A 19390-nucleotide genomic window follows, 5' to 3' on the forward strand; every position below is an offset into this window, starting at 1 on the left:
AACGCAATCGCGGGGCAAGCCCGCTCCCACGAGCGTGTGTCTAGGCTCGTGGGAGCGGGCTTGCCCCGCGAAGAGGCCGGAACAGGCTTACGCCGGCGCCGAAGTCCGAATCAGGTGATCGAACGCCGCCAGCGAAGCCTTGGCGCCCTCGCCCACGGCGATGACGATCTGCTTGTACGGCACCGTGGTCACGTCACCGGCAGCGAACACGCCGGGGATGCTGGTCTGGCCCTTGGCATCGACGATGATCTCGCCACGCGGCGACAGCTCGACCGTGCCCTTGAGCCAATCGGTGTTCGGCAGCAGGCCGATCTGCACGAAGATGCCTTCCAGCGCCAGGTCATGCACTTCGTCGGTGCTGCGGTCCTTGTAACGCAGGCCGGTCACCTTCTCGCCATTGCCGATCACTTCGGTGGTCAGCGCGCGGGTGATCACCGTGACGTTCGGCAGGCTGTGCAACTTGCGCTGCAGCACCGCGTCGGCGCGCAGCTGGCTGTCGAACTCGATCAGGGTCACCTGGGCGACGATACCGGCCAGGTCGATGGCCGCTTCCACGCCGGAGTTGCCGCCGCCGATCACCGCCACGCGCTTGCCCTTGAACAGCGGGCCGTCGCAGTGCGGGCAGTAGGCCACGCCACGGGCGCGGTATTCCTGCTCGCCCGGCACGTTCATTTCGCGCCAACGGGCACCGGTGGCCAGGATCACGGTCTTGGCCTTGAGCAAGGCACCGCCGGCCAGACGCACTTCGTGCAGGCCGCCATCGGTGGCCGGGATCAGCGCTTCGCCGCGCTGCAGGTTCATGATGTCGACGTCGTACTGCTTGACGTGCTCTTCCAGCGCCGTGGCCAGTTTCGGCCCTTCGGTTTCCTGCACCGAGATGAAGTTCTCGATGGCCAGGGTGTCGAGTACCTGGCCGCCGAAGCGCTCGGCGGCAACACCAGTACGGATGCCTTTGCGTGCCGCGTAGATGGCTGCCGCGGCGCCGGCTGGGCCACCGCCGACCACCAGCACGTCGAAAGCGTCCTTGGCGTTGATCTTCTCGGCCTGGCGGGCGCCGGCGCCGGTGTCGATCTTGCCGAGAATCTCTTCCAGGCCCATGCGGCCCTGGCCGAACACTTCGCCGTTCAGGTAGATGCTCGGCACCGCCATGACCTTGCGGCTTTCCACTTCATCCTGGAACAGCGCGCCGTCGATCGCGACGTGGCGCACGTTAGGGTTGAGCACCGCCATCAGGTTCAGCGCCTGGACCACATCCGGGCAATTCTGGCACGACAGCGAAAAGTAGGTTTCGAAGGTGAATTCGCCTTCCAGGGCCTGGATCTGCTCGATCACTTCAGCACTGGCTTTCGAGGGATGGCCGCCGACCTGCAGCAGCGCCAGCACCAGGGAGGTGAATTCGTGGCCCATGGGGATGCCGGCAAAGCGCAGGCTGATGTCCGCCCCTGGGCGATTCAGCGAGAACGAAGGACGACGGGCGTCGTTACCGTCCGCGCTGAAGGTAATGAGGTTCGACAGGCCGGCGATTTCCACCAGCAGGTCGTGCAATTCGCGGGACTTCGCGCCGTCATCGAGGGAAGCGACGATCTCGATCGGCTGGGTGACCCGCTCCAGGTAGGTTTTCAGTTGCGATTTAAGCGTGGCGTCCAACATACGGGCGATTCCTTTTTCAAACTTCGGATACAAAAACGCCCAGGCGAGGTCGCCCGGGCGTTTGACGGGGCAGTGAGTACTTCAGCTTTGGCGGCTGCTCACCGCCCGCGATTGGCACATGGCCTTAGATCTTGCCAACCAAGTCCAGGGACGGCGCCAGGGTGGCCTCGCCTTCTTTCCACTTGGCCGGGCAGACTTCACCCGGGTGGGCGGCAACGTACTGGGCAGCTTTGACTTTGCGCAGCAGCTCGGCAGCGTCACGGCCTACACCACCGTCGTTCAGTTCGACGATCTTGATCTGGCCTTGCGGGTTGATCACGAAGGTACCGCGATCGGCCAGGCCGGCTTCTTCGATCAGCACGTCGAAGTTGCGCGAGATGATGTGGGTCGGGTCACCGATCAGCGGGTACTGGATCTTGCCGATGGTGTCCGAGGTGTCGTGCCAGGCTTTGTGGGTGAAGTGGGTGTCGGTGGACACGCCGTAGATCTCGACGCCCAGCTTCTGGAACTCGGCGTAGTTGTCAGCGAGGTCGCCCAGCTCGGTCGGGCAGACGAAGGTGAAGTCGGCTGGGTAGAAGAACACGACGGACCATTTGCCTTTCAGGTCGGCTTCGCTGACCTGAACGAACTCGCCCTTGTGGTAGGCGGTGGCGGTGAACGGTTTGACCTGGCTGTTGATGATAGGCATGTGCTGCTCCTTCATGGGGTGAGTAAGTTGATGGAGGCCATCCTATCCAAGCGACGGCGCAATGGCTCATTGGCAAACCTCATGTTGCTGATTGGTTTTGGCTATAACGTTGCTCGATCAATAGATCTTTTGATTACTACGCGGGCCACATACGGCTACAGCAGAGGCCGCACTCCCCACCTCGAAATCCACCCAGCACGTCTGATGTTCGGCACCGCCCCAACTGATGCGCAGCCGCCCCCGCCTGGCCTGGCTGCGTATCTGAACCTGCCCCCCCTGGCCCACCACCCCCACCTCGTTACCAGTTTCATCGAATACCTGGGCACCGAAAGGCAAAGCCTCGCCCCCCGTACGCTCGGCAAGCAGCACATGGAAATCTCCGGCGCGCGTGGCAAAGCGCAGCAGCGGTGCGGCCCCGGCCCTGGGCACCACGTTGTGCCCGGCAACCAAGAGTTCGGTGGTGCGCGGCATACCCTTGGGGTCGATCTCAACGGTGTTCACGCTGTAGGGTGCCAACGATGGCACCACTGCATAACCTCGGCGGTCGACCCGCGACTGGGGCTGTTGCCGCACCCGTGCGGCCGTGGCACCAGGCGCGTGGATGATGGCAAAGCTTTCGCCCAGCGTCGGTGCTGCCGTCACCCCGCCGGCATGGGCCACCACTGCACCGCGTGCGCCCAACGCCAGATGACGCTGGTCACCGCGACTGCCTAGCGCAACGGCAAGGTCGCCGGCACTGCCTCGGTAACGCAGATTGCCATCGATGCCGACCGGATCGGCTGCCGCTGCCTGGTATTGTGCCGCCAGCCCATAGCCCCACTGCGCCTGCTCGCCGGCACGGGAACTCCAGCGCAGGCTGGTACTGGCATGCCGCCGCGAATCGCTGCTCACGGCGCTGCTCAACAGATCGCGGCGGCGCTCGCCGAGCGGCATGCTGAGGGTCAGGGCGATGGTCCGCAACGGCTGGCCATGCTCGCTGCGTTGGCGCCCGATGCTCAGGCCATAGGCCATGGCAGCAAAATGGTTGTTGTAGCCGAGCCGGTAGTCGGTACCGCCCTGCCCCGACCAGCTGCGCGCGCCGTTGACGGCAAAGCTCAGCCGGCCGGCGCCAGGGCCCAGGGCCTGATCGAGAGAGAAGCTGGCGCGCCAGTGGTTCGGGTCTGAATGCCGGCCGCGGCGCGCCTGGGCGAACTGATCGAAACCAAGATAGCCGGTACTCTGACTGCGGCTGATGGACGCCTCCAGGCGTGTCGCCGTGTCAGTCAAGTCCTGTCGCCAGTTCAAGCGCATGGCTTGCCCCCGTCGATCGGCCTCGGGGCTGGGCGCCGCATCTGCGTGATAAGCGGTCAGCCCCACTGCGCCAACAGCGGTGTTCAGGGCAACACCCAAGGCGCCGCCCAGATAGTCTTCGGCCACCCAGAGCCCGCCATGGACACTCAAACGATCATCCAGGCCTTGCTGCCAACTGCCTTGGCCGAACGCAGGACCAGTGCGACCGAAGCCATCCAGCCAGTGGCCGCCAGCGAAGTCGAAGCGCCTGGCGCCTGGGCGCAATGCCAAGGGCGCCGCCTGGAACGGCACGCTGAACACTGTCACGCTGCCGTCCGCCTCCTTGAGCGTGACCTCCAGGTCGTCACTCAAGCCGCTGGGATAGAGGTCGTCGATTTCGAACGGCCCGGGAGGCACGCTCGATTCGTGCAGCAGCACCCCACGGTGACGAATACTCACCAGCGCCGTGCTATTGGCCACGCCACGCACCGTAGGGGCATAACCCCGCCGCGATTGCGGCAGCATGCGTTCGTCACTGCCTAGTTGCAGACCTCGGAACGCACTGGCCGCGAAGACATCCGAACTGCTCGCGGCATCGCCAAGGGTCAGCTGCGCCGACAGGGCCGGCAAGTCGCGTCGTACCGAGGTCATGCCGCGTTGGTAACGGGTCGGGGCATCGTCCGCCCCCTGCAGGATGCCGTCGTGCCGCCAGTACCAGTCACCGGTGTTGAGCCCGCCGCGCAGGCCGAGGAAACCTCGATAGGCAGTGCCCTGCCGATGTGCCATTTGCTGCTGGTGAAGGTTCAGGTCGTAGTTGACGAAACCCGCGCCAACCCCGCTGTCCCACTGCCGCGTGTCCACGTGGTCGACGGGGCGGCGGCTCAGGTGCTGCCGGGCGATGCTCAGCGTCAGCCGCAGTTCGCCGTAGGCAAGCGCCTCGCTGGCTTCCAGGCCCAAGGCGGACAGCGCCAGGCAATCACCTTCTTGCGCCAGCAGTGCCTGTTTCGCCGGCGGCAATCGCAGCAGATCAACGCCCAGCGCTTCGAGCAGCTCGCGCCCATAGCACGGTGTGGGCTGCATAGCACCTGGCGGCGTGCGCAGCGCTATCTGATAGCGGCCCATCCATCGCTGGTTGAGCGTTACGTCCAGGCTCACCTCACCTTCCGGGATGACGCTGGCCCCCTCGAAGCGCTGCAGGTCACTCGAAGTCCCCAGGCGCAACATGCGTGCGTCGAACTCTACCGGGGCGGCCAGGCTGCCGGCCGCAAGCACCAGCAGGCCAGGCAGCAATACGCGCGCGCATGCAACGCCTGTGACCCGCGCGCTCAATGACGCACCACCGCAGTGGCCGGTCGCTCGGCGCCATAGTCATCGATGTAGGAATAGTCCACCTGGTTCGGTACAGGACGCTCATCGGCCAACCCCTCGATGGCGAAGCGAGTCTGCGAAAACGGCAGCACATGCCTCGGTTGTGCCTGCCAGGATCGGCCCTGGTAGCTAACGGCGACACGCCCGAGATTGACGACATAGGCCCCAGGGTTGTCAGCCTCGAGCTGCCAGCGCCGACCTTCGCGCACCCAGCGCCAGGAGAGCGCGCGATGAGCATCGGCCACCGTCCCGGGCAGGGATGGTGGACGGAAGAACAGCTTGATGCGCGTACGCAACGCAACATTGATCTGGTTGCCGACGCCCTTGGGCGCTATCTCGAGGACATTGAGCCAATACAAGGTTTCACGGTCGGTGGGCATCGACGCGCCGTTATGGAACAGGCGCAGGCTCTGGCTGGTGCCAGGCTCCACGCGAAACAGCGGCGGCATCAGGCTGAATGGCACCTGCGGATCCTGGCTATCGGCCATGGCCACACCGTCGTCGATCCAGGCCTGCACCAGCGCTGGCCGTTCCCCCAGATTGCGCAGGCTGACGGTAACTTCGGCCTGCTCGGCGGGATAGACGATTCGGGTGGTGGCGATGACCACACTGGCCTGGGCGTGGCCTACGGCCAGCAGCCAACCTGCCAGCAAGACGCGCCGACAGGCCGTGGAGAAAGTCTTCATGTTCAAGGCTCGCGCACAGCGTTGAGGTGTAGCCCCCGAGGGGGCTACCAGGAAGGAGACTCAGAGGTACTCGAGCGAGTAGCGGACGTTGGTCGAGACCAGACCCGGGGTGGTCGCACCCAGCGAGAAGTAGCGAGCGGTGTAGTTGAGGATGGCGTTGCCGTTGACGATATCGACCCGCTGGGAGCTCTGATTGCCTCTGCCACCGGCCAGGTTCATGGGCGCGCGGGCACTGTTGAGCAGTTGCACGTCGACACTGGTGGCGGCGCCCGAGCCAGCATCGACCGTCAGCCGGCCTTCAGGATTCACGGTGGGGCCCGGCTCGAAGTAGGTGGACACCTGGCCGACATGCGAGCACTGGCTCAGCACCAGGCTGAAGGTGCGCTCGCCAGCCGTCTGGCCCGCTTGGCGCAGATCGTAGGTGCTGACTTCCGGCAGGTTGACCTGCACATCGTTGTCGCCGCCGTTGATGACGCAGGTCGGGCCAGCCACGCTGCCACTGAAGCTGATCAGCCCTTGATCGGCTTGGGCAACCCCTGCCATCAACAGCCCGCTGCAGGTGCCCAGGATGATATTGCGTAAGACATTCATCTGATAACTCCTAAGTCAAGTTGACCTGGCAACGCCAGGCCGACGCCACATACGTGGCACCCAGCGAGTATTTATGACTGCCGAGGTGATGACCGTAGGAAAGACGTGGTGATGCGGGGCGCATTGCACGCCCGCTATGTAGGAGGTTTCGCCACAGAGCCGATGCCTCAACCCTGTGGCGTCTGACAGGCTCAGCGCGTGACGGTACGCATGGTGACGAATTCTTCGGCCGCCGTCGGGTGCACGCCGATGGTCTCGTCGAACTGCAGCTTGGTGGCACCGGCCTTCAGCGCGATGCCCAGGCCCTGGATGATCTCGCCGGCATCCGGCCCGACCATGTGGCAGCCCAGCACCTTGTCGGTCTCGGCATCCACCACCAGCTTCATCAGGGTTTTTTCCTGAATATCGGTGAGGGTCAGTTTCATCGCCCGGAAGCGGCTCTCGAAGATCTGCACCTTGTGCCCGGCCTGCAGCGCCTGCTCTTCGGTCAAGCCCACGGTACCGATCGGCGGCTGGCTGAACACCGCGGTGGGAATGTTCTGGTAATCCACCGGGCGGTACTGCTCGGGCTTGAACAGGCGACGGGCCACGGCCATGCCTTCGGCCAGTGCCACCGGGGTGAGCTGCACGCGGCCGATCACATCGCCAATGGCCAGGATGGACGGCGCGGTGGTCTGGTACTGCTCATCGACACGGATGAAGCCGCGCTCGTCCAGTTCCACGCCGGTGTTCTCCAGGCCCAGGTTGTCCAGCATCGGCCGGCGCCCGGTGGCGTAGAACACGCAATCGGCGACCAGCTCGCGGCCGTCCTTGAGGGTGGCCTTGAGGCTGCCGTCGTCGAGCTTGTCGATGCGCTGGATATCAGCGTTGAACTGCAGGTCCATGCCACGCTTTTCCAGCTCTTCCTTGAGGTGCGTGCGCACCGAGCCATCGAAGCCGCGCAGGAACAGGTCGCCACGGTACAGCAGCGTGGTAGCGGCGCCCAGGCCTTGGAAAATACCGGCGAACTCGACGGCGATGTAGCCACCACCGACCACCAGCACCCGGCGTGGCAGGTCCTTGAGATAGAACGCCTCGTTGGAGGTGATCGCCAGTTCCTTGCCCGGAATGTCCGGCACCTGCGGCCAGCCGCCGGTGGCGATCAGGATGTTCGCAGCGCTGTAGCGCTGGCCTTCCACTTCCACTTCGTTGGCAGCGGTGATACGCGCGTGGCCGGTCAACAAGGTGACGCCGCTGTTGACCAGCAGGTTGCGGTAGATGCCGTTGAGGCGCTCGATCTCGCGGTTCTTGTTGGCGATCAGGGTGCCCCAGTCGAAGTGGCCTTCTTCCAGGGTCCAGCCGAAACCGGCGGCCTGCTCCAGCTCGTCGGCGACATGGGCGCCGTACACCAGCAGTTTTTTCGGTACGCAGCCGACGTTGACGCAAGTACCGCCCAGATAGCGGCTCTCGGCAACGGCCACCTTGGCGCCGAAGCCCGCGGCGAAACGCGCCGCACGTACACCGCCGGAACCGGCGCCAATCACGAACAGATCAAAATCGTAGGCCACTTTCCAGACTCCACAAAAAAAGCCACCCGAGGGTGGCTCTTTTTGCGGCGAGCTGCAAGTTTCAAGCGGCAAGAAAACTGCTCACAGCTTGTAGCTTGTAGCTTGTAGCTTGTAGCTTGTAGCTTGTAGCTTGTAGCTCAATAAGCCTTGCCGGTCTTGTAGAAGTTTTCGAAGCAGAAGTTGGTCGCCTCGATGTAGCCTTCGGCGCCACCGCAGTCGAAACGCTTGCCCTTGAACTTGTAGGCAATCACGTTGCCTTCAGCGGCCTGCTTCATCAGTGCGTCGGTGATCTGGATCTCGCCGCCTTTACCTGGCTCGGTCTGTTCGATCTTCTCGAAGATGTCCGGGGTCAGGATGTAACGGCCGATGATGGCCAGGTTCGACGGTGCGTCTTCCGGCTTCGGCTTCTCGACCATGGAATCCACGCGGAAGATGCCGTCCTTGATCTCTTCACCGGCAATGACGCCGTACTTGTTGGTTTCCTGCGGATCGACTTCCTGGATGGCAACGATCGAGCAGCGGTACTTCTTGTACAGCGCGACCATTTGCGCGAGCACGCCATCGCCTTCGAGGTTGACGCACAGGTCATCGGCCAGTACCACGGCGAACGGCTCGTCACCGATCAGCGGGCGGCCGGTGAGGATGGCGTGGCCCAGGCCTTTCATCTCGGTCTGGCGGGTATAGGCGAACGAGCACTCGTCCAGCAGACGACGGATGCCGACCAGGTACTTTTCCTTGTCGGTGCCCTTGATCTGGTTTTCCAGCTCATAGCTGATGTCGAAGTGGTCTTCCAGGGCGCGCTTGCCGCGGCCGGTGACGATGGAGATTTCATTCAGGCCGGCGTCCAGTGCTTCTTCAACGCCATACTGGATCAGTGGCTTGTTGACCACCGGCAGCATTTCCTTGGGCATGGCTTTGGTAGCGGGCAGGAAACGAGTGCCGTAACCGGCTGCCGGGAACAAGCATTTCTTGATCATATACGTCCTTAACGTAGGGCTTTGCGTACGAATTCGGCGCAGTCTAATCAGGCGGAGGTCACCTTACAATGCCCCCCCTGCTGTCTGCCGACGCCATCATAGAGACATCTCAGTGTAGTTAGTTCCGAGGCAACGTGAGAATTGCGACCAACTACCTGTTCAAAGGCGCAAGCCCACGCCGGTTTTCAGGGCGCTTGCTCATTTGCGCGCATGAAAAAACCGCTCACTCATGACTCCAGGTCAAAGGACTTTGGCCCCCCGACACCTTAATCAAAACCTGTGAGTACCGCACACTGCCGCCTATCCGAACGATGCCAGCGCACACAGCCCCGGCATCCCACCACAGGAGCAGCCCCATGAGCATTCCATCCTTCGGCGTCGGCACTTTCCGCCTGACTGGCCAAGCCGTCATCGACTCGGTCAAGTCGGCACTGCAGCTGGGTTACCGCGCCATCGACACCGCGCAGATCTACAACAACGAAGCCGAGGTCGGCCAGGCTATCGCCGAAAGCGGCGTGCCCCGCAGCGAACTGTTCATCACCACCAAGATCTGGGTCGACAACTACGCAGCCGACAAGCTGCTGCCGAGCCTGCGCGAAAGCCTGGCCAAGCTGCGTACCGACCACGTCGACCTGCTGCTGATCCACTGGCCGGCCCCCGGCAACGGCGTCGAACTGCCCGAGTACATGCAGGCCCTGGCTGAGGCCAAGAAACTGGGCCTGGCCCGCCAGATCGGCGTTTCCAACTTCAACATCGAGCTGACCCGCCAGGCCATCGAAGCCGTCGGCAAAGGCGAGATCGCCACCAACCAGATCGAGCTCAGCCCCTACCTGCAGAACGACAAACTGACTACCTTCCTCAAGGAGCAGGGCATCACCACCACCTCCTACATGACCCTGGCCTACGGCAAGGTGCTGAAGGACCCGGTACTCGCCCAGATCGCTGCCAAGCACAAGGCCACCGTCGCCCAGGTAGCCCTGGCCTGGGCCCTGCAGCTGGGTTATGCGGTGATTCCGTCGTCTACCAAGCGCGAAAACCTGGCCAGCAACCTGCTTGCCCGCAGCCTGCACCTGGATGCCGACGACATGGCGCTGATCGCGACACTGGAGCGCAATGGTCGCGAAGTCAGCCCCGACGGCTTGGCGCCGACCTGGGACTGATCCTCTGAAAAAAAGCCGCGCGGACGGTGGTCGCGCGGCTGATGCCGCAATTGTTCCGCCGCCAGCAATTATGAAGTGAGCCGGGCACGGATTTCCCTGCGCAATCGGCAGGGCTAGCCTGCAAGCCGTGCACAGCATCCCGCTGACCACTTCAAGCTGAGGAATCGCCCAATGTCCCGCCCTCCACTTCCGCCCTTCACCCACGAAAGCGCCATCGAGAAAGTCCGCCTGGCCGAGGATGGCTGGAACAGCCGAGACCCGGCCAAGGTCGCTCTCGCCTACACCCTCGATACCCATTGGCGCAATCGCGCCGAGTTCTGCCACAACCGTGAAGAGGCCCAGGCCTTCCTCACCCGCAAGTGGAACCGCGAGCTGGAATACCGCCTGATCAAGGAACTGTGGGCCTTCACCGGCAACCGCATCGCCGTGCGCTACGCCTACGAGTACCACGACGACAGCGGCCAGTGGTACCGCGCCTACGGCAACGAGAACTGGGAGTTCGCCGAGGACGGCCTGATGCGCAACCGCCACGCCAGCATCAACGAGCAACCCATCACTGAAGCCGAGCGCAAGTTCCGCTGGCCTCTGGGGCGGCGCCCGGATGACCATCCCGGGCTGAGTGAATTCGGTTTCTGATGCCCCACGGGCAAAAAGCCCCCAGGCACTCACTGCCGGGGGCATCTGCAACGAGGCGCCGCTGAACTACAACGGGTTGCGGGTGAAGATTTCCTGGGTCAGGGTTTCGATCAGCGCCTGCATGGCGGCGTCACGCGCCCGGGCCACGGCTTCCACGCGTGACAGGTATTCACCCTCGGCCAGATCCGCCGCATTCAGCGCTTCCAACTGCGCATGAAACGGCTGGTCGGCCTGCTCGAAACGTTGTGCATGGGTGTCGCGCAGGTGTGCCTGCCAGAACTCGCGCTGGGCCACCGATGTCGCCAGGCTCGGCGTTCGTTCCGCCGTCAGTACCTGGCTGCGCACCCTCAGCAGGTCGCGTGGCGACACCTCGGCACTGTTCGGGAAACGCATGTGCAGCGGCTGCCCCGGCAAATCCAGTGCATGGGCCAGGCCCACGCGGTATCTCAAGCGCACCTGGACCTCATCGAAATCCGCACCCTGGGCCGTGCGCCAGGCGATTTCCGCAGAGGCCGCGCGATCGACCTCGTCGAGCCGGAACAACGAACGCCCCAGGCGCTGCAGGCCGCGTTCGGCGGCCTGCCCAGTCAACCCGGCAGTGTTCAGATGCACCCACGACTGCACCTCGAGCAGGCTGAAGTTCATCGCCACACTGTCGGAACAGGTACGCGGATGGCCAGCCAGCTCGAACAACCGCGCACGCAACTGGGCATTGCCGGCGCACCCCTCGACCACCATCCAGACCCGCGCAGTCAGGTCACCGCGCTGAGTCAGGAAATCCTCCGTGCCACGCAGGTCGGCGAGCAACTGGAAAAAGTCCGCGGCGCCAGGCTCGTACACCAGGCTGTCCCATTGCAACCCGCGCAACAGGCGCTCGTCCGGCTCCAGCAAGCGCACCCAGGCCTCGCGGTTCTCGGCTGCGCCGCTGCTGTGGCGCACCAGGCGCCGCATGCGATGCGACTCGGCCTGCTGGAAAGCGCTCAGACGCGCCTCACTGCGCAGATCCAATGGATTGTCATGCAGGAAGATCCGCTCGATGCTGCGTGCCGGCATGCCGAAGAAGGCATCATCGAGGCTGTCGATGCGATTGTCGCGCAGGTCGGCGTACTCCAGGACCGGCAGGCGCGCCAAGGCCTGCGGTACCTCGGTCAACCTCGTGCCGCGCAGGCTCAGGTGGCGCAGCCGGGTCAGCCCGTCCAGACGCGGCGCGGCAACCAGCGGATTACGGTTCAGGTTCAACTGCCGTAACTGCCCCAGTCGCTCCAGGCGCCGGATATTCTCAGGCCCGAGCACAATGCGATTGTCGGCCAGGTCCAGTTCCTCCAGGTTGGCGAGCTGCTCCAGCACGACCGGCAGGCCTGTAAGCCGGTTACCGCGCAGATCCAGGCGTTGCAGCATGCCAAAGCGTCCGAAGAACGCCGGATTCAGATCATCCAGTTCCAGGTTGCGCAGCACCAGACGGGTCACGCTGTCGAAACGGACACTGGCCGGCAGCGCAGGCAGCCCGCCCAGTGCCTCACCCTCGATACTCAGGTGAACCTGCTCGCCATACAACGCCAGTGACTGACGACGCCAGTTGCGCAACAGGTATTTGGCCATCCGCTTGCGCGCCCGCTGCTGCGAGCGCCCCAGCGCCCCCTGGCGCCATGCCGTCAGGTGTTGCTCGAGCAGCGGAAGCTGGCGTTGCAGCGCGGTAACTTGGTCCCAAAGGTTGACCTGCCGCCGCAGCTGGTCAGCGATGTAGGCGCTGAGGTCGGTATCGGTGAATTCGGGGTGGATCTGCCGCAAGGCATGGCGCAGGGCATGCCGTCCGCCCTCGGCGCGACCACTCAGCGGATAGCCCAGGCGCCCGTCGCCCAGACGCACCGGCGGTCGAATCCCACCGCCCACGGGGGCCAGGCCTATCAGGCCAGCAGCGGCTTCACGCTGGCTTACGGCCCGGGCAAGCATCAAATCGCTCAATTGCCTTTCACTGAGCGGGGCACCCGCCAGGCTCAGTTGCTGCACCGGGTCCATGTGCAGCAGTAGCGCCTTGATCAGTGAGTCCTGCGCCGTGGCAGTGACGGGCGCCAGACCGTCCGCGGCAATCGCCAGGTAACCCTCTGCCCCTTTGACGATGCGCCGCGCATCGGTGGCATCCGCCTTGCCCAGCGACTGCAACAACGGGCCATCGACCTGCCCATCGTGCAACGTCACGCGAACACCGTCGGCCCAGGGCGACAGGCTGTCGAGCAGCCCGAACGCCAGGCGCTCGCCATCGGCATTGATCGCCGAGACCTGGCGCAGGCCCGCACAGGCACGGTCCAGACGACTGTCACGCAATGCCCAGCGCGCCTGTTCGGCGAGCGCCAGTGGAACCCGCGAGGTGTTGATCATCTGTTCGCATTGGTGGCCGCTGGCCTGCTCGACGATCTCTTCGGCGCATCGCGGGGTCAGCCCGGGGAAGTCCCGACGCAGCAGTTGCGCGGCATCGCCAACTGGCGCCTGGCGCGCTGCCAGGACGGCCTCGAAGGCCTCCCCGCGCAAACCGGGCTGCTGTTCATGCAGGCGCTGACGCTCCAGGGCGTCGAGCAGACGTGCCGGCGCAGGCGCGTCTTCAAGATGCAGCCGGCGCAGCCGTGCTTCGTCGAACCCCGTGGTCTCCAGCACTTGAGCGATGGTCGGTTCCGGGATCTCGGCCAGATCACTGCCCAATCGGCGCAGCAGCCGCGCCCCCTGCCAGTGCTGGGGGCTCTCCAGCGCGTGATACCAGGCGCCGGCACCATTGTCGCGCACGGTCACCGGCAACGCTGCAGGCCGCTGCGGATGGCGCAACTGCCAAGTGTCGCTGGCGGCATGCCGTTGCACGGCAAAACTGCCCTCGTGGGTACGCACATGTTTCCAGGTTAAGTTGTCGATCACTTCACCCAGCGCATCGTCATCGCTGTGCTCGACCTTGTAGCCATCGAGCTCGGGATGACACAGCCGGGCCTCGCCGTCGGTTCCCACCACCGGCACCAGCTCATCGACCAGACGCACGCGCTGCAACGTTTTACCCAGCGCGGCGCCGCCGGCCATCAACAGCGCATTGGCCGCGACATTTTCGGCCACGCCGAACAGGTGGTTCAAGGCACCTTCCCGGTCGCCGATCTGCCAGTCCTCGTACCCCTCATAGACCTCCTTGACGATATCCAGCGCCGCCACGCCCAGCATGGCAAGGCCAAGCCCGGGCACGAACAGCGCGGCCAGATTGAGCAGGCCCAGGCCTGCGCTCCGATAGCCTTCAAGGCGCTCACTGCGGCTGCGCCGGTCCTCATCGTCGGTCGGTACCGCCAGCACTCGTGCATCGGCCAGGATCTTCCCTACCTGGTCCTGGCGCAGGCGGACGAACAGCTCACCCTCGACCTCCAGGTTTCGCCCGTCCAGTTCGAGGGGAGCCTTGTCGGCCAGCAAGCCCGCAAGCACCCGTTCGAAGGCGATTCGATCGGACTGGGCGAGGAAGCGCTGAAAGAATGCCGGGTAACCGGGCTGGCGAAACCGTCGGGCAAGCGCCTGATACAAGGCGCCCCACGAGGAATGGCGGCTGACTGCGCCCTGGGGGTCGCCCGGGATCCAGGCGATCACGCCGTCCAGCGCCGCGTCTGGCGCGGGGCTTCGGCGCACTTCCAGGGTGACCACGCCGATCACCCGCTTGCCCAGAAGATAGAGCTGACGGGCAATCAAGACCGTGGGCTCGGCGGGTACCAACGGCGTCTGCGCAAGCAGCGGTCGCAGTTGGCGGCCGCTCAAGGCATCCAGTTGCCCTTTGCCCAGCGCCAGTTGCACGGCGGCATCGAAGTTGGCGCGCTGTACCGCTTCGAGCTGTTGCTCGACACGTTGCCGGGCAGCGGCGTCCTCCGGCTCGAAGTGCGTCTTGAGATAGCGCTGGTACTGGCCGCCGACATCGAGCCGACGGCACAACCAGGCGTATTGCTCAGGCTTGAACGCCTCGATCACGTCGCCCAGATCATCGGTCAGCCGGGTATCGGCATGGAACGCCTTGGCATCCAGTTCATCCTCGCTGAAATTGTGCAGTGCAGCGGCCAGCAGAGTCTGCTCGGAACGGTGTGTCCGCCAGGTCAGCGGCAAGCTGGCCACAGCAGGAACGACCACCTCGCGCCAGACGCTGAGAAGCTTGGCGCCACGCACATCGATCTGTTCATCGGTGATCAGCGTCATGGCATCGTCGAGCAGATTCTCGGCAAAGTCCTCCAGCGGCGTGATCACCCCGAGCAGCTGTTGCAGGTGGTGTTGGACTTGCTGCTGAAGCACAAGGGCCTGCTGCAGCGCAACGCGTTGCTCCTGGGACAAGCCGGCAAGCCAGGGCGGCATTCGTTGGGCGATAAGTGTATCGACGGTGACATGGGGAATGAAGGGATTGTGCATGGTGTCCTCCGAGAGCTAGAGGTCCGCAGGACACCATGCCTGCCACGGCTACAGGGCCTATATAACGCTTGGCTGTCCTCAGCCGGGATGACGCTGCCAGGCCGAGTAGGTCAATTCGAAGATCAATGCCCGCTGTGCCTGCTCACGCGCCTGGGCGACCTGATCGATGGCCGCCAGGTACTCACCGTCCGTAAGGTCGTCAGTGGCCTCGAGCAACGCCTCCAGGCGCTCGTGGAAGGGTCGATCGACCGCCTCGAACTGCGCGCCATAGGTGCCCCGCAGGTGCACCTGCCAGAACTCGCGGTGAGTAAGGGACTCGACCAGGCGCGGTCCTCGCTCGGCCACCAGCACCTGGGCGCGAACCTGGCTGAGCTGCTGTGCCGTCACCCCGGCGCTGCTGGCGTAGCGCATGCCCTCTGGTTGCGCGGGCAGGCTCAAGGGTTCGGCCAGCCCGACGCGATAGGCCATGCGCACCTCGACGTCGTCAACGAACGCGCCACGCTGCCATCGGTCCTCGATATCCAGCGTTGCCAGGCGCTCCACCTCATCCAGGCGGAACAAGTCACGCCCCAGGCGCAGCAAGTCCCGTTCGGCCCTGGCGCCGGTCACGCCCTGGGTGCGCTGGTGCACCAACGCCAGCACTTCCAGGTGGCTGAAGTTGAGCGCCACGCTGTCGCTGCAACTGCGCGGCCGTGCCGCCAGCTCGAACACAGCCTGGCGCAACTGGCTGTCCTGTTCGCAGGCCTCGATCACACGCCAGACACGCTGGCGCAACTCGACCGGCTGATCACGAAAATCGGCCGCGCCGCGCAGGTCGCTGAGCAGCCTGAGCAATCCGGAACTGAAAGGTTGCTGGGCCAGGTTGTCCCATTGCCCCTGGCGTACGCCGCGAATCGAATGCTCCAGTCCCTCCAGCCATACGTCGCGCGCGCCCGTTTCGGGCTGGAAGTGGCGAAACAACCGATGCAAGAGCCCCTGCTCACCTTGCAGGAAGGTTTCCAGGCGAGCGAGGCTGGCGGCCGACAGGGGATTGTCGTGCAACGCGATGCGTTCCAGGCGTCGCCTTGGCAGCTCGAACAACGCGCTGTCCAGATCGACGATCAGATTGTCGCGCAGATCCGCATATTCAAGCCCACCCAGCCTCGGCAGGCTTGGCGGCACCAGGGTGAGCCCGGTGGCACGCAGATGGACCTGACGCAAGCGGCTCAGTGGGGCAAGCGTCGGCATCTGCTCAATAGGATTGCGATTGACGTTGAGTACTTCGAGCTGGCTCAGCCGACTGATCGCGAGATCGGCCTGATCGTTCCAGCGAATCTGGTTTCCAGAGACGTCGAGTTCGGCCAGCTGGCTCAGCTCGCCAATGGCGTCTGGCAGCGCGGTCAGCTGGTTGCCGCTGAGATCGAGCCGACGCAGGCCGGAAAATCGCCGCAGCCAATCACCGCTGATTTCTGCAAGTTCAAGGTGCTGCAAGACCAGGTGCCGTACATGCGCGAAATCGACCCCTTCGGGCAGTGCCGGCAGCGAATGCAGCAACTCGCCTTCGAGCAGTAGCGCATAGCCGCCTTGCACCACCGGTATTTGCCGGCGCCAACAACGCAACAGCCGGGCGGCGATTCGATGACGAGCCTGGGCCTGCTGCGCGTCAGCTGCCGTGCGCTGCCAATCCGTCAGCGCCGAGCGCAGCCCCTGTTCCTGCTGATGCAACGCGTTCATGTGGCTCCAGAGGTTGTCGCCGGCGAGCAGGCGCTCGGTGATGTAAGCCTGCAACTGGGCGTCATCGAGCGTCGGAAACACCTGCCGAATACCCTGCGCCAGCGCCTGGCGACTGGACTCGCCGCGACCGCTCAACGGGTACCCGAGACGCCCGTCGCCCCAACGCAGTGGCGGTCGCACACCGGTACCCACCGCTGCCTGGCCGATCCAGCCAGCAGCTTGATCGCGACGGATCGAGGCCTGGTGGAGCAGGTATTGACCCAGCGCCTGCGCGCTGGCGGCATGCTCGCCAAGCTGGGTGCTCTGCGTCGTTTGCAGGTGCCTCGACAATGCCTGAAGCAAGCTGTCGCCGGGCGAGGCCTCGGCAAGCCCCTGGCCTGTCGCATCGGCGGCCAGGTACCCCTCCGATCGCTTGAGGATCAAGCGTATCTGCCCGGACGTTGCGCCACAGTGAGCCAGTAACGCGCCACCCTTGAAACCGTCACGAATTTCCACTCGCACATCGACCGCCCAGGGCGCCAGATGGTCGAGCAGCGCCAAGGTCAATCGTTCGCTGTCCTGGTTGAGCGAGCGACCCTGCAACATGCCTTCGCAGGCCTGATCCAGGCGACTGTCACGCAGTTGCCAGCGCGCCTGCTCAGCCAAGGCGAGTGGCACTTTGCGCTCAGTGCGCAGGGTACGCAGCTCGGAACCCGTGGCCCCTCGAAGCAGGGCGTGGGCGGCACGCCGTGTGAGGCTGGGGAAGTCACGTCGCAACACCGATTCGCCTGCCAGCGCAGGCAGATCGAGCGCCAGCCCGTACTGAAGTGCCTCTGCGCTCAATGCTGGCCAGCGGGCACGCAGGCGCAAGCGCTCCAGGCTGTCGAGCAGGCGCGCAGGGGGTTCGGCCTGCTCGAGCAGCAAGCGCCGCAGTCGGGCGACGTCGAAGCCTGTGACCTGCAACAGCGCCTGTGCCTCGGCATCAGTGATCTCGATCAGCTCGCCCCCCAGACGCCTGCACAACTCAACTGGCGTATCCCAGCTTTGCGGCACCTCGAGGGCATGCCACCACACCTCCACCCCATTGCTTTCGAGTGACGGCGCATGGGCCCCGGCGCGATGCGGATGCCTGATGCGCCAAGGCTCGCCAGGCCTTGTGCGCACGACCGCGTAGCGCCCCTGCTGCAAGGTCAGTGAACGCCGGTCCCCCTCACCCACCAGACGCCCGGGCACATGGCCTTCATCGGGCAGTCGATAGTCGCTCAAGGTACCGTCACATAGCTTCACACGCCCGTGCTCGGTAACCACCGGGCGCAGCCCGTCGACGAAGGTACTGCGCACCAGCAGCGAGCTCAGCAGTTGTTCGGAGCCGGTATTCAGGGCTCCCATGGCCAAGCCCTCGGCGACGCCGAACAGATGGCCCAGTGCCGCTTCGCGATCACCCAGCTGCCAGGCCTCATACCCTTCGTAGGCTTCATGGACCACCTGCAAAGCGGCGATGCCCAGCAACACCTCGCCCAGCCCCGGCACGAACAATGCCGCCAGCCCCAGCAGGTCGAGGCCGGCCCCCAGATAGCCCTGCAAGCGTCGATCACGGGCCTGGCGATCCTCGTCATCGGTGGGCACGGCCAGCACGCGGGCATCGTCCAGCAGCTTGCGCACCTGCACTTGGCGCAGGTAGCCGAACAGCGTGCCTTGCACCTCGCGTGCCCGCCCATCCAGGCGCAGCACAGGCGCGTCGCGATCAGCCTGCCGGCGTGCACCAAGGCTCAGCTCGAATGCCAGGCGCTCGGGCTCATCGATGAAGCGCAGGATGAAGCGTGCATAGTCGGCGCCGCGCAGGCGCTGGCCGAGGATCTGGTAGAGCGACTCCCAGGTATCGGCGCTCAGCAGCGCGCCTTGGGGGTCATCCGGCAGCCAGGCGATGACGCCCAGCGTGTCGACACCGCGGCGCACCTCATATGCCGCCACGCCGTGAAGCGGGCGCCCCAGCAGGTACAACTGACGCAGCTCCAGCACCTCGGCGATGGGCGCCACGACCGGCTGCTTCGAAAACAACGGCAGCCAGCGCAGGTAAGCGGTGTCGTCGATGTCCCCCTTCAGGTGGGCCAGGCGCACCGCCACCTCAAGACCGGCGCGCAGTTGCTCCTCCATCAGCCGATTGACCAGGATCCGCGCGCCCGGCGCATCAGCAGGCCTCAGGCGCTGCTTGAGATAGGTTTGGTAGCGGCCTCCCAGATCCAGCCGGCGACAGAGCGCGGCGAACGAGCTGGCCGACAGCGCCACCGGTTTACCGGCGCCATTGAACACGCGTGACTCGGTGCCAAGCCCTCCGTCCTGTGCCTCGCTCTGGGAGAAGTTGTGTAGCGCGGCGGCCAGCAGACTCAGGGTTTGCTGGTGGGTACTGATCGGCAAGGGAAGACTGGCAGGCACCACGGGTTGCACTTCGGTCCAGACCCGCAGCAATCGGCAGGCACGCACGTCCAGGGACAGGCCGCTGGCCTCGCGCAAGGCCTCCACCAGCAGCGGTTCGGCGAATGCATCGATCGCCAGCAACACACCCAGTTGCTGGTCAAGCGCATGCTGCGCGCGCTGTTGAGCCTGCAGGCTCTGGTGCAGCGCCCGCCGATGGGTCGTGGAGGCGCGGGTCAACCACGCCGGCAATGTCTGCGCGAGCAGCGCGTCGTTCGAAACGGGTGACGGGAATAAGTGGGGCATGATG

11 protein-coding genes are annotated in these 19390 nt (G+C 64.7%); 2 read left to right on the forward strand and 9 right to left on the reverse strand.

What is annotated here, in order from left to right; translation table 11 throughout:
- Positions 1-87: 87 nt before the first annotated feature.
- The 7 genes from ahpF to galU form a co-directional block, all read right to left on the reverse strand.
- A complete protein-coding gene (ahpF, locus tag LOY51_RS17955) occupies positions 88-1650 on the reverse strand; it encodes an alkyl hydroperoxide reductase subunit F (protein ID WP_258642411.1) in 1563 nt (520 codons plus the stop codon).
- 124 nt (positions 1651-1774) lie between these two features.
- Positions 1775-2338, reverse strand: a complete 564-nt coding sequence (ahpC, locus tag LOY51_RS17960) for an alkyl hydroperoxide reductase subunit C (RefSeq protein WP_110993908.1) — start codon at positions 2336-2338, stop codon at positions 1775-1777.
- A gap of 117 nt (positions 2339-2455) precedes the next feature.
- A complete protein-coding gene (locus LOY51_RS17965) occupies positions 2456-4897 on the reverse strand; it encodes a fimbria/pilus outer membrane usher protein (protein ID WP_258642412.1) in 2442 nt (813 codons plus the stop codon).
- Between the two features lie 35 nt (positions 4898-4932).
- Positions 4933-5661 (reverse strand): fimbrial biogenesis chaperone, encoded by a 729-nt coding sequence (locus LOY51_RS17970; protein ID WP_125464757.1) that lies wholly within the window; start codon positions 5659-5661, stop codon positions 4933-4935.
- Between the two features lie 60 nt (positions 5662-5721).
- Positions 5722-6252 carry a fimbrial protein gene (locus LOY51_RS17975; protein ID WP_258642417.1) on the reverse strand — a complete coding sequence of 177 codons (531 nt, stop codon included), beginning with the start codon at positions 6250-6252 and terminating at the stop codon, positions 5722-5724.
- A 191-nt stretch (positions 6253-6443) separates the two neighbouring features.
- Positions 6444-7799 (reverse strand): glutathione-disulfide reductase, encoded by a 1356-nt coding sequence (gorA, locus tag LOY51_RS17980; RefSeq protein WP_125464759.1) that lies wholly within the window; start codon positions 7797-7799, stop codon positions 6444-6446.
- A gap of 137 nt (positions 7800-7936) precedes the next feature.
- A complete protein-coding gene (gene galU, locus LOY51_RS17985) occupies positions 7937-8776 on the reverse strand; it encodes a UTP--glucose-1-phosphate uridylyltransferase GalU (protein WP_046855135.1) in 840 nt (279 codons plus the stop codon).
- Positions 8777-9132: 356 nt separating this feature from the next.
- Here galU and dkgB point away from each other — a divergent pair, with 356 nt between their 5' ends.
- Both dkgB and LOY51_RS17995 read left to right on the forward strand, forming a co-directional pair.
- Positions 9133-9936 (forward strand): 2,5-didehydrogluconate reductase DkgB, encoded by an 804-nt coding sequence (gene dkgB, locus LOY51_RS17990; protein WP_258642422.1) that lies wholly within the window; start codon positions 9133-9135, stop codon positions 9934-9936.
- Positions 9937-10107: 171 nt separating this feature from the next.
- A complete protein-coding gene (locus tag LOY51_RS17995) occupies positions 10108-10572 on the forward strand; it encodes a nuclear transport factor 2 family protein (RefSeq protein WP_125464761.1) in 465 nt (154 codons plus the stop codon).
- 66 nt (positions 10573-10638) lie between these two features.
- On the opposite strand, the gene LOY51_RS18000 is transcribed toward LOY51_RS17995, so the two are convergent.
- Together LOY51_RS18000 and LOY51_RS18005 are read right to left on the reverse strand one after the other, a co-directional pair.
- Positions 10639-14976: an NEL-type E3 ubiquitin ligase domain-containing protein gene (locus tag LOY51_RS18000; RefSeq protein WP_258642425.1), complete on the reverse strand. Its 4338-nt coding sequence runs from the start codon at positions 14974-14976 to the stop codon at positions 10639-10641.
- A gap of 78 nt (positions 14977-15054) precedes the next feature.
- Positions 15055-19386: an NEL-type E3 ubiquitin ligase domain-containing protein gene (locus LOY51_RS18005; RefSeq protein WP_258642428.1), complete on the reverse strand. Its 4332-nt coding sequence runs from the start codon at positions 19384-19386 to the stop codon at positions 15055-15057.
- Positions 19387-19390 lie beyond the last annotated feature (4 nt).

Origin of the sequence: Pseudomonas sichuanensis (genome assembly GCF_024749065.1) — a bacterium.
Taxonomy (GTDB): Bacteria; Pseudomonadota; Gammaproteobacteria; order Pseudomonadales; family Pseudomonadaceae; genus Aquipseudomonas; species Aquipseudomonas sichuanensis.

Bases quoted from the DNA above. Each gene is read 5' to 3' on its own strand.
- ahpC (WP_110993908.1), bottom strand. From the start codon at position 2,338: ATGCCTATCATCAACAGCCAGGTCAAACCGTTCACCGCCACCGCCTAC.
- LOY51_RS18005 (WP_258642428.1), bottom strand. From the start codon at position 19,386: ATGCCCCACTTATTCCCGTCACCCGTTTCGAACGACGCGCTGCTCGCG.
- ahpF (WP_258642411.1), bottom strand. From the start codon at position 1,650: ATGTTGGACGCCACGCTTAAATCGCAACTGAAAACCTACCTGGAGCGG.
- galU (WP_046855135.1), bottom strand. From the start codon at position 8,776: ATGATCAAGAAATGCTTGTTCCCGGCAGCCGGTTACGGCACTCGTTTC.
- LOY51_RS18000 (WP_258642425.1), bottom strand. From the start codon at position 14,976: ATGCACAATCCCTTCATTCCCCATGTCACCGTCGATACACTTATCGCC.
- LOY51_RS17995 (WP_125464761.1), top strand. From the start codon at position 10,108: ATGTCCCGCCCTCCACTTCCGCCCTTCACCCACGAAAGCGCCATCGAG.
- LOY51_RS17975 (WP_258642417.1), bottom strand. From the start codon at position 6,252: ATGAATGTCTTACGCAATATCATCCTGGGCACCTGCAGCGGGCTGTTG.
- LOY51_RS17970 (WP_125464757.1), bottom strand. From the start codon at position 5,661: ATGAAGACTTTCTCCACGGCCTGTCGGCGCGTCTTGCTGGCAGGTTGG.
- dkgB (WP_258642422.1), top strand. From the start codon at position 9,133: ATGAGCATTCCATCCTTCGGCGTCGGCACTTTCCGCCTGACTGGCCAA.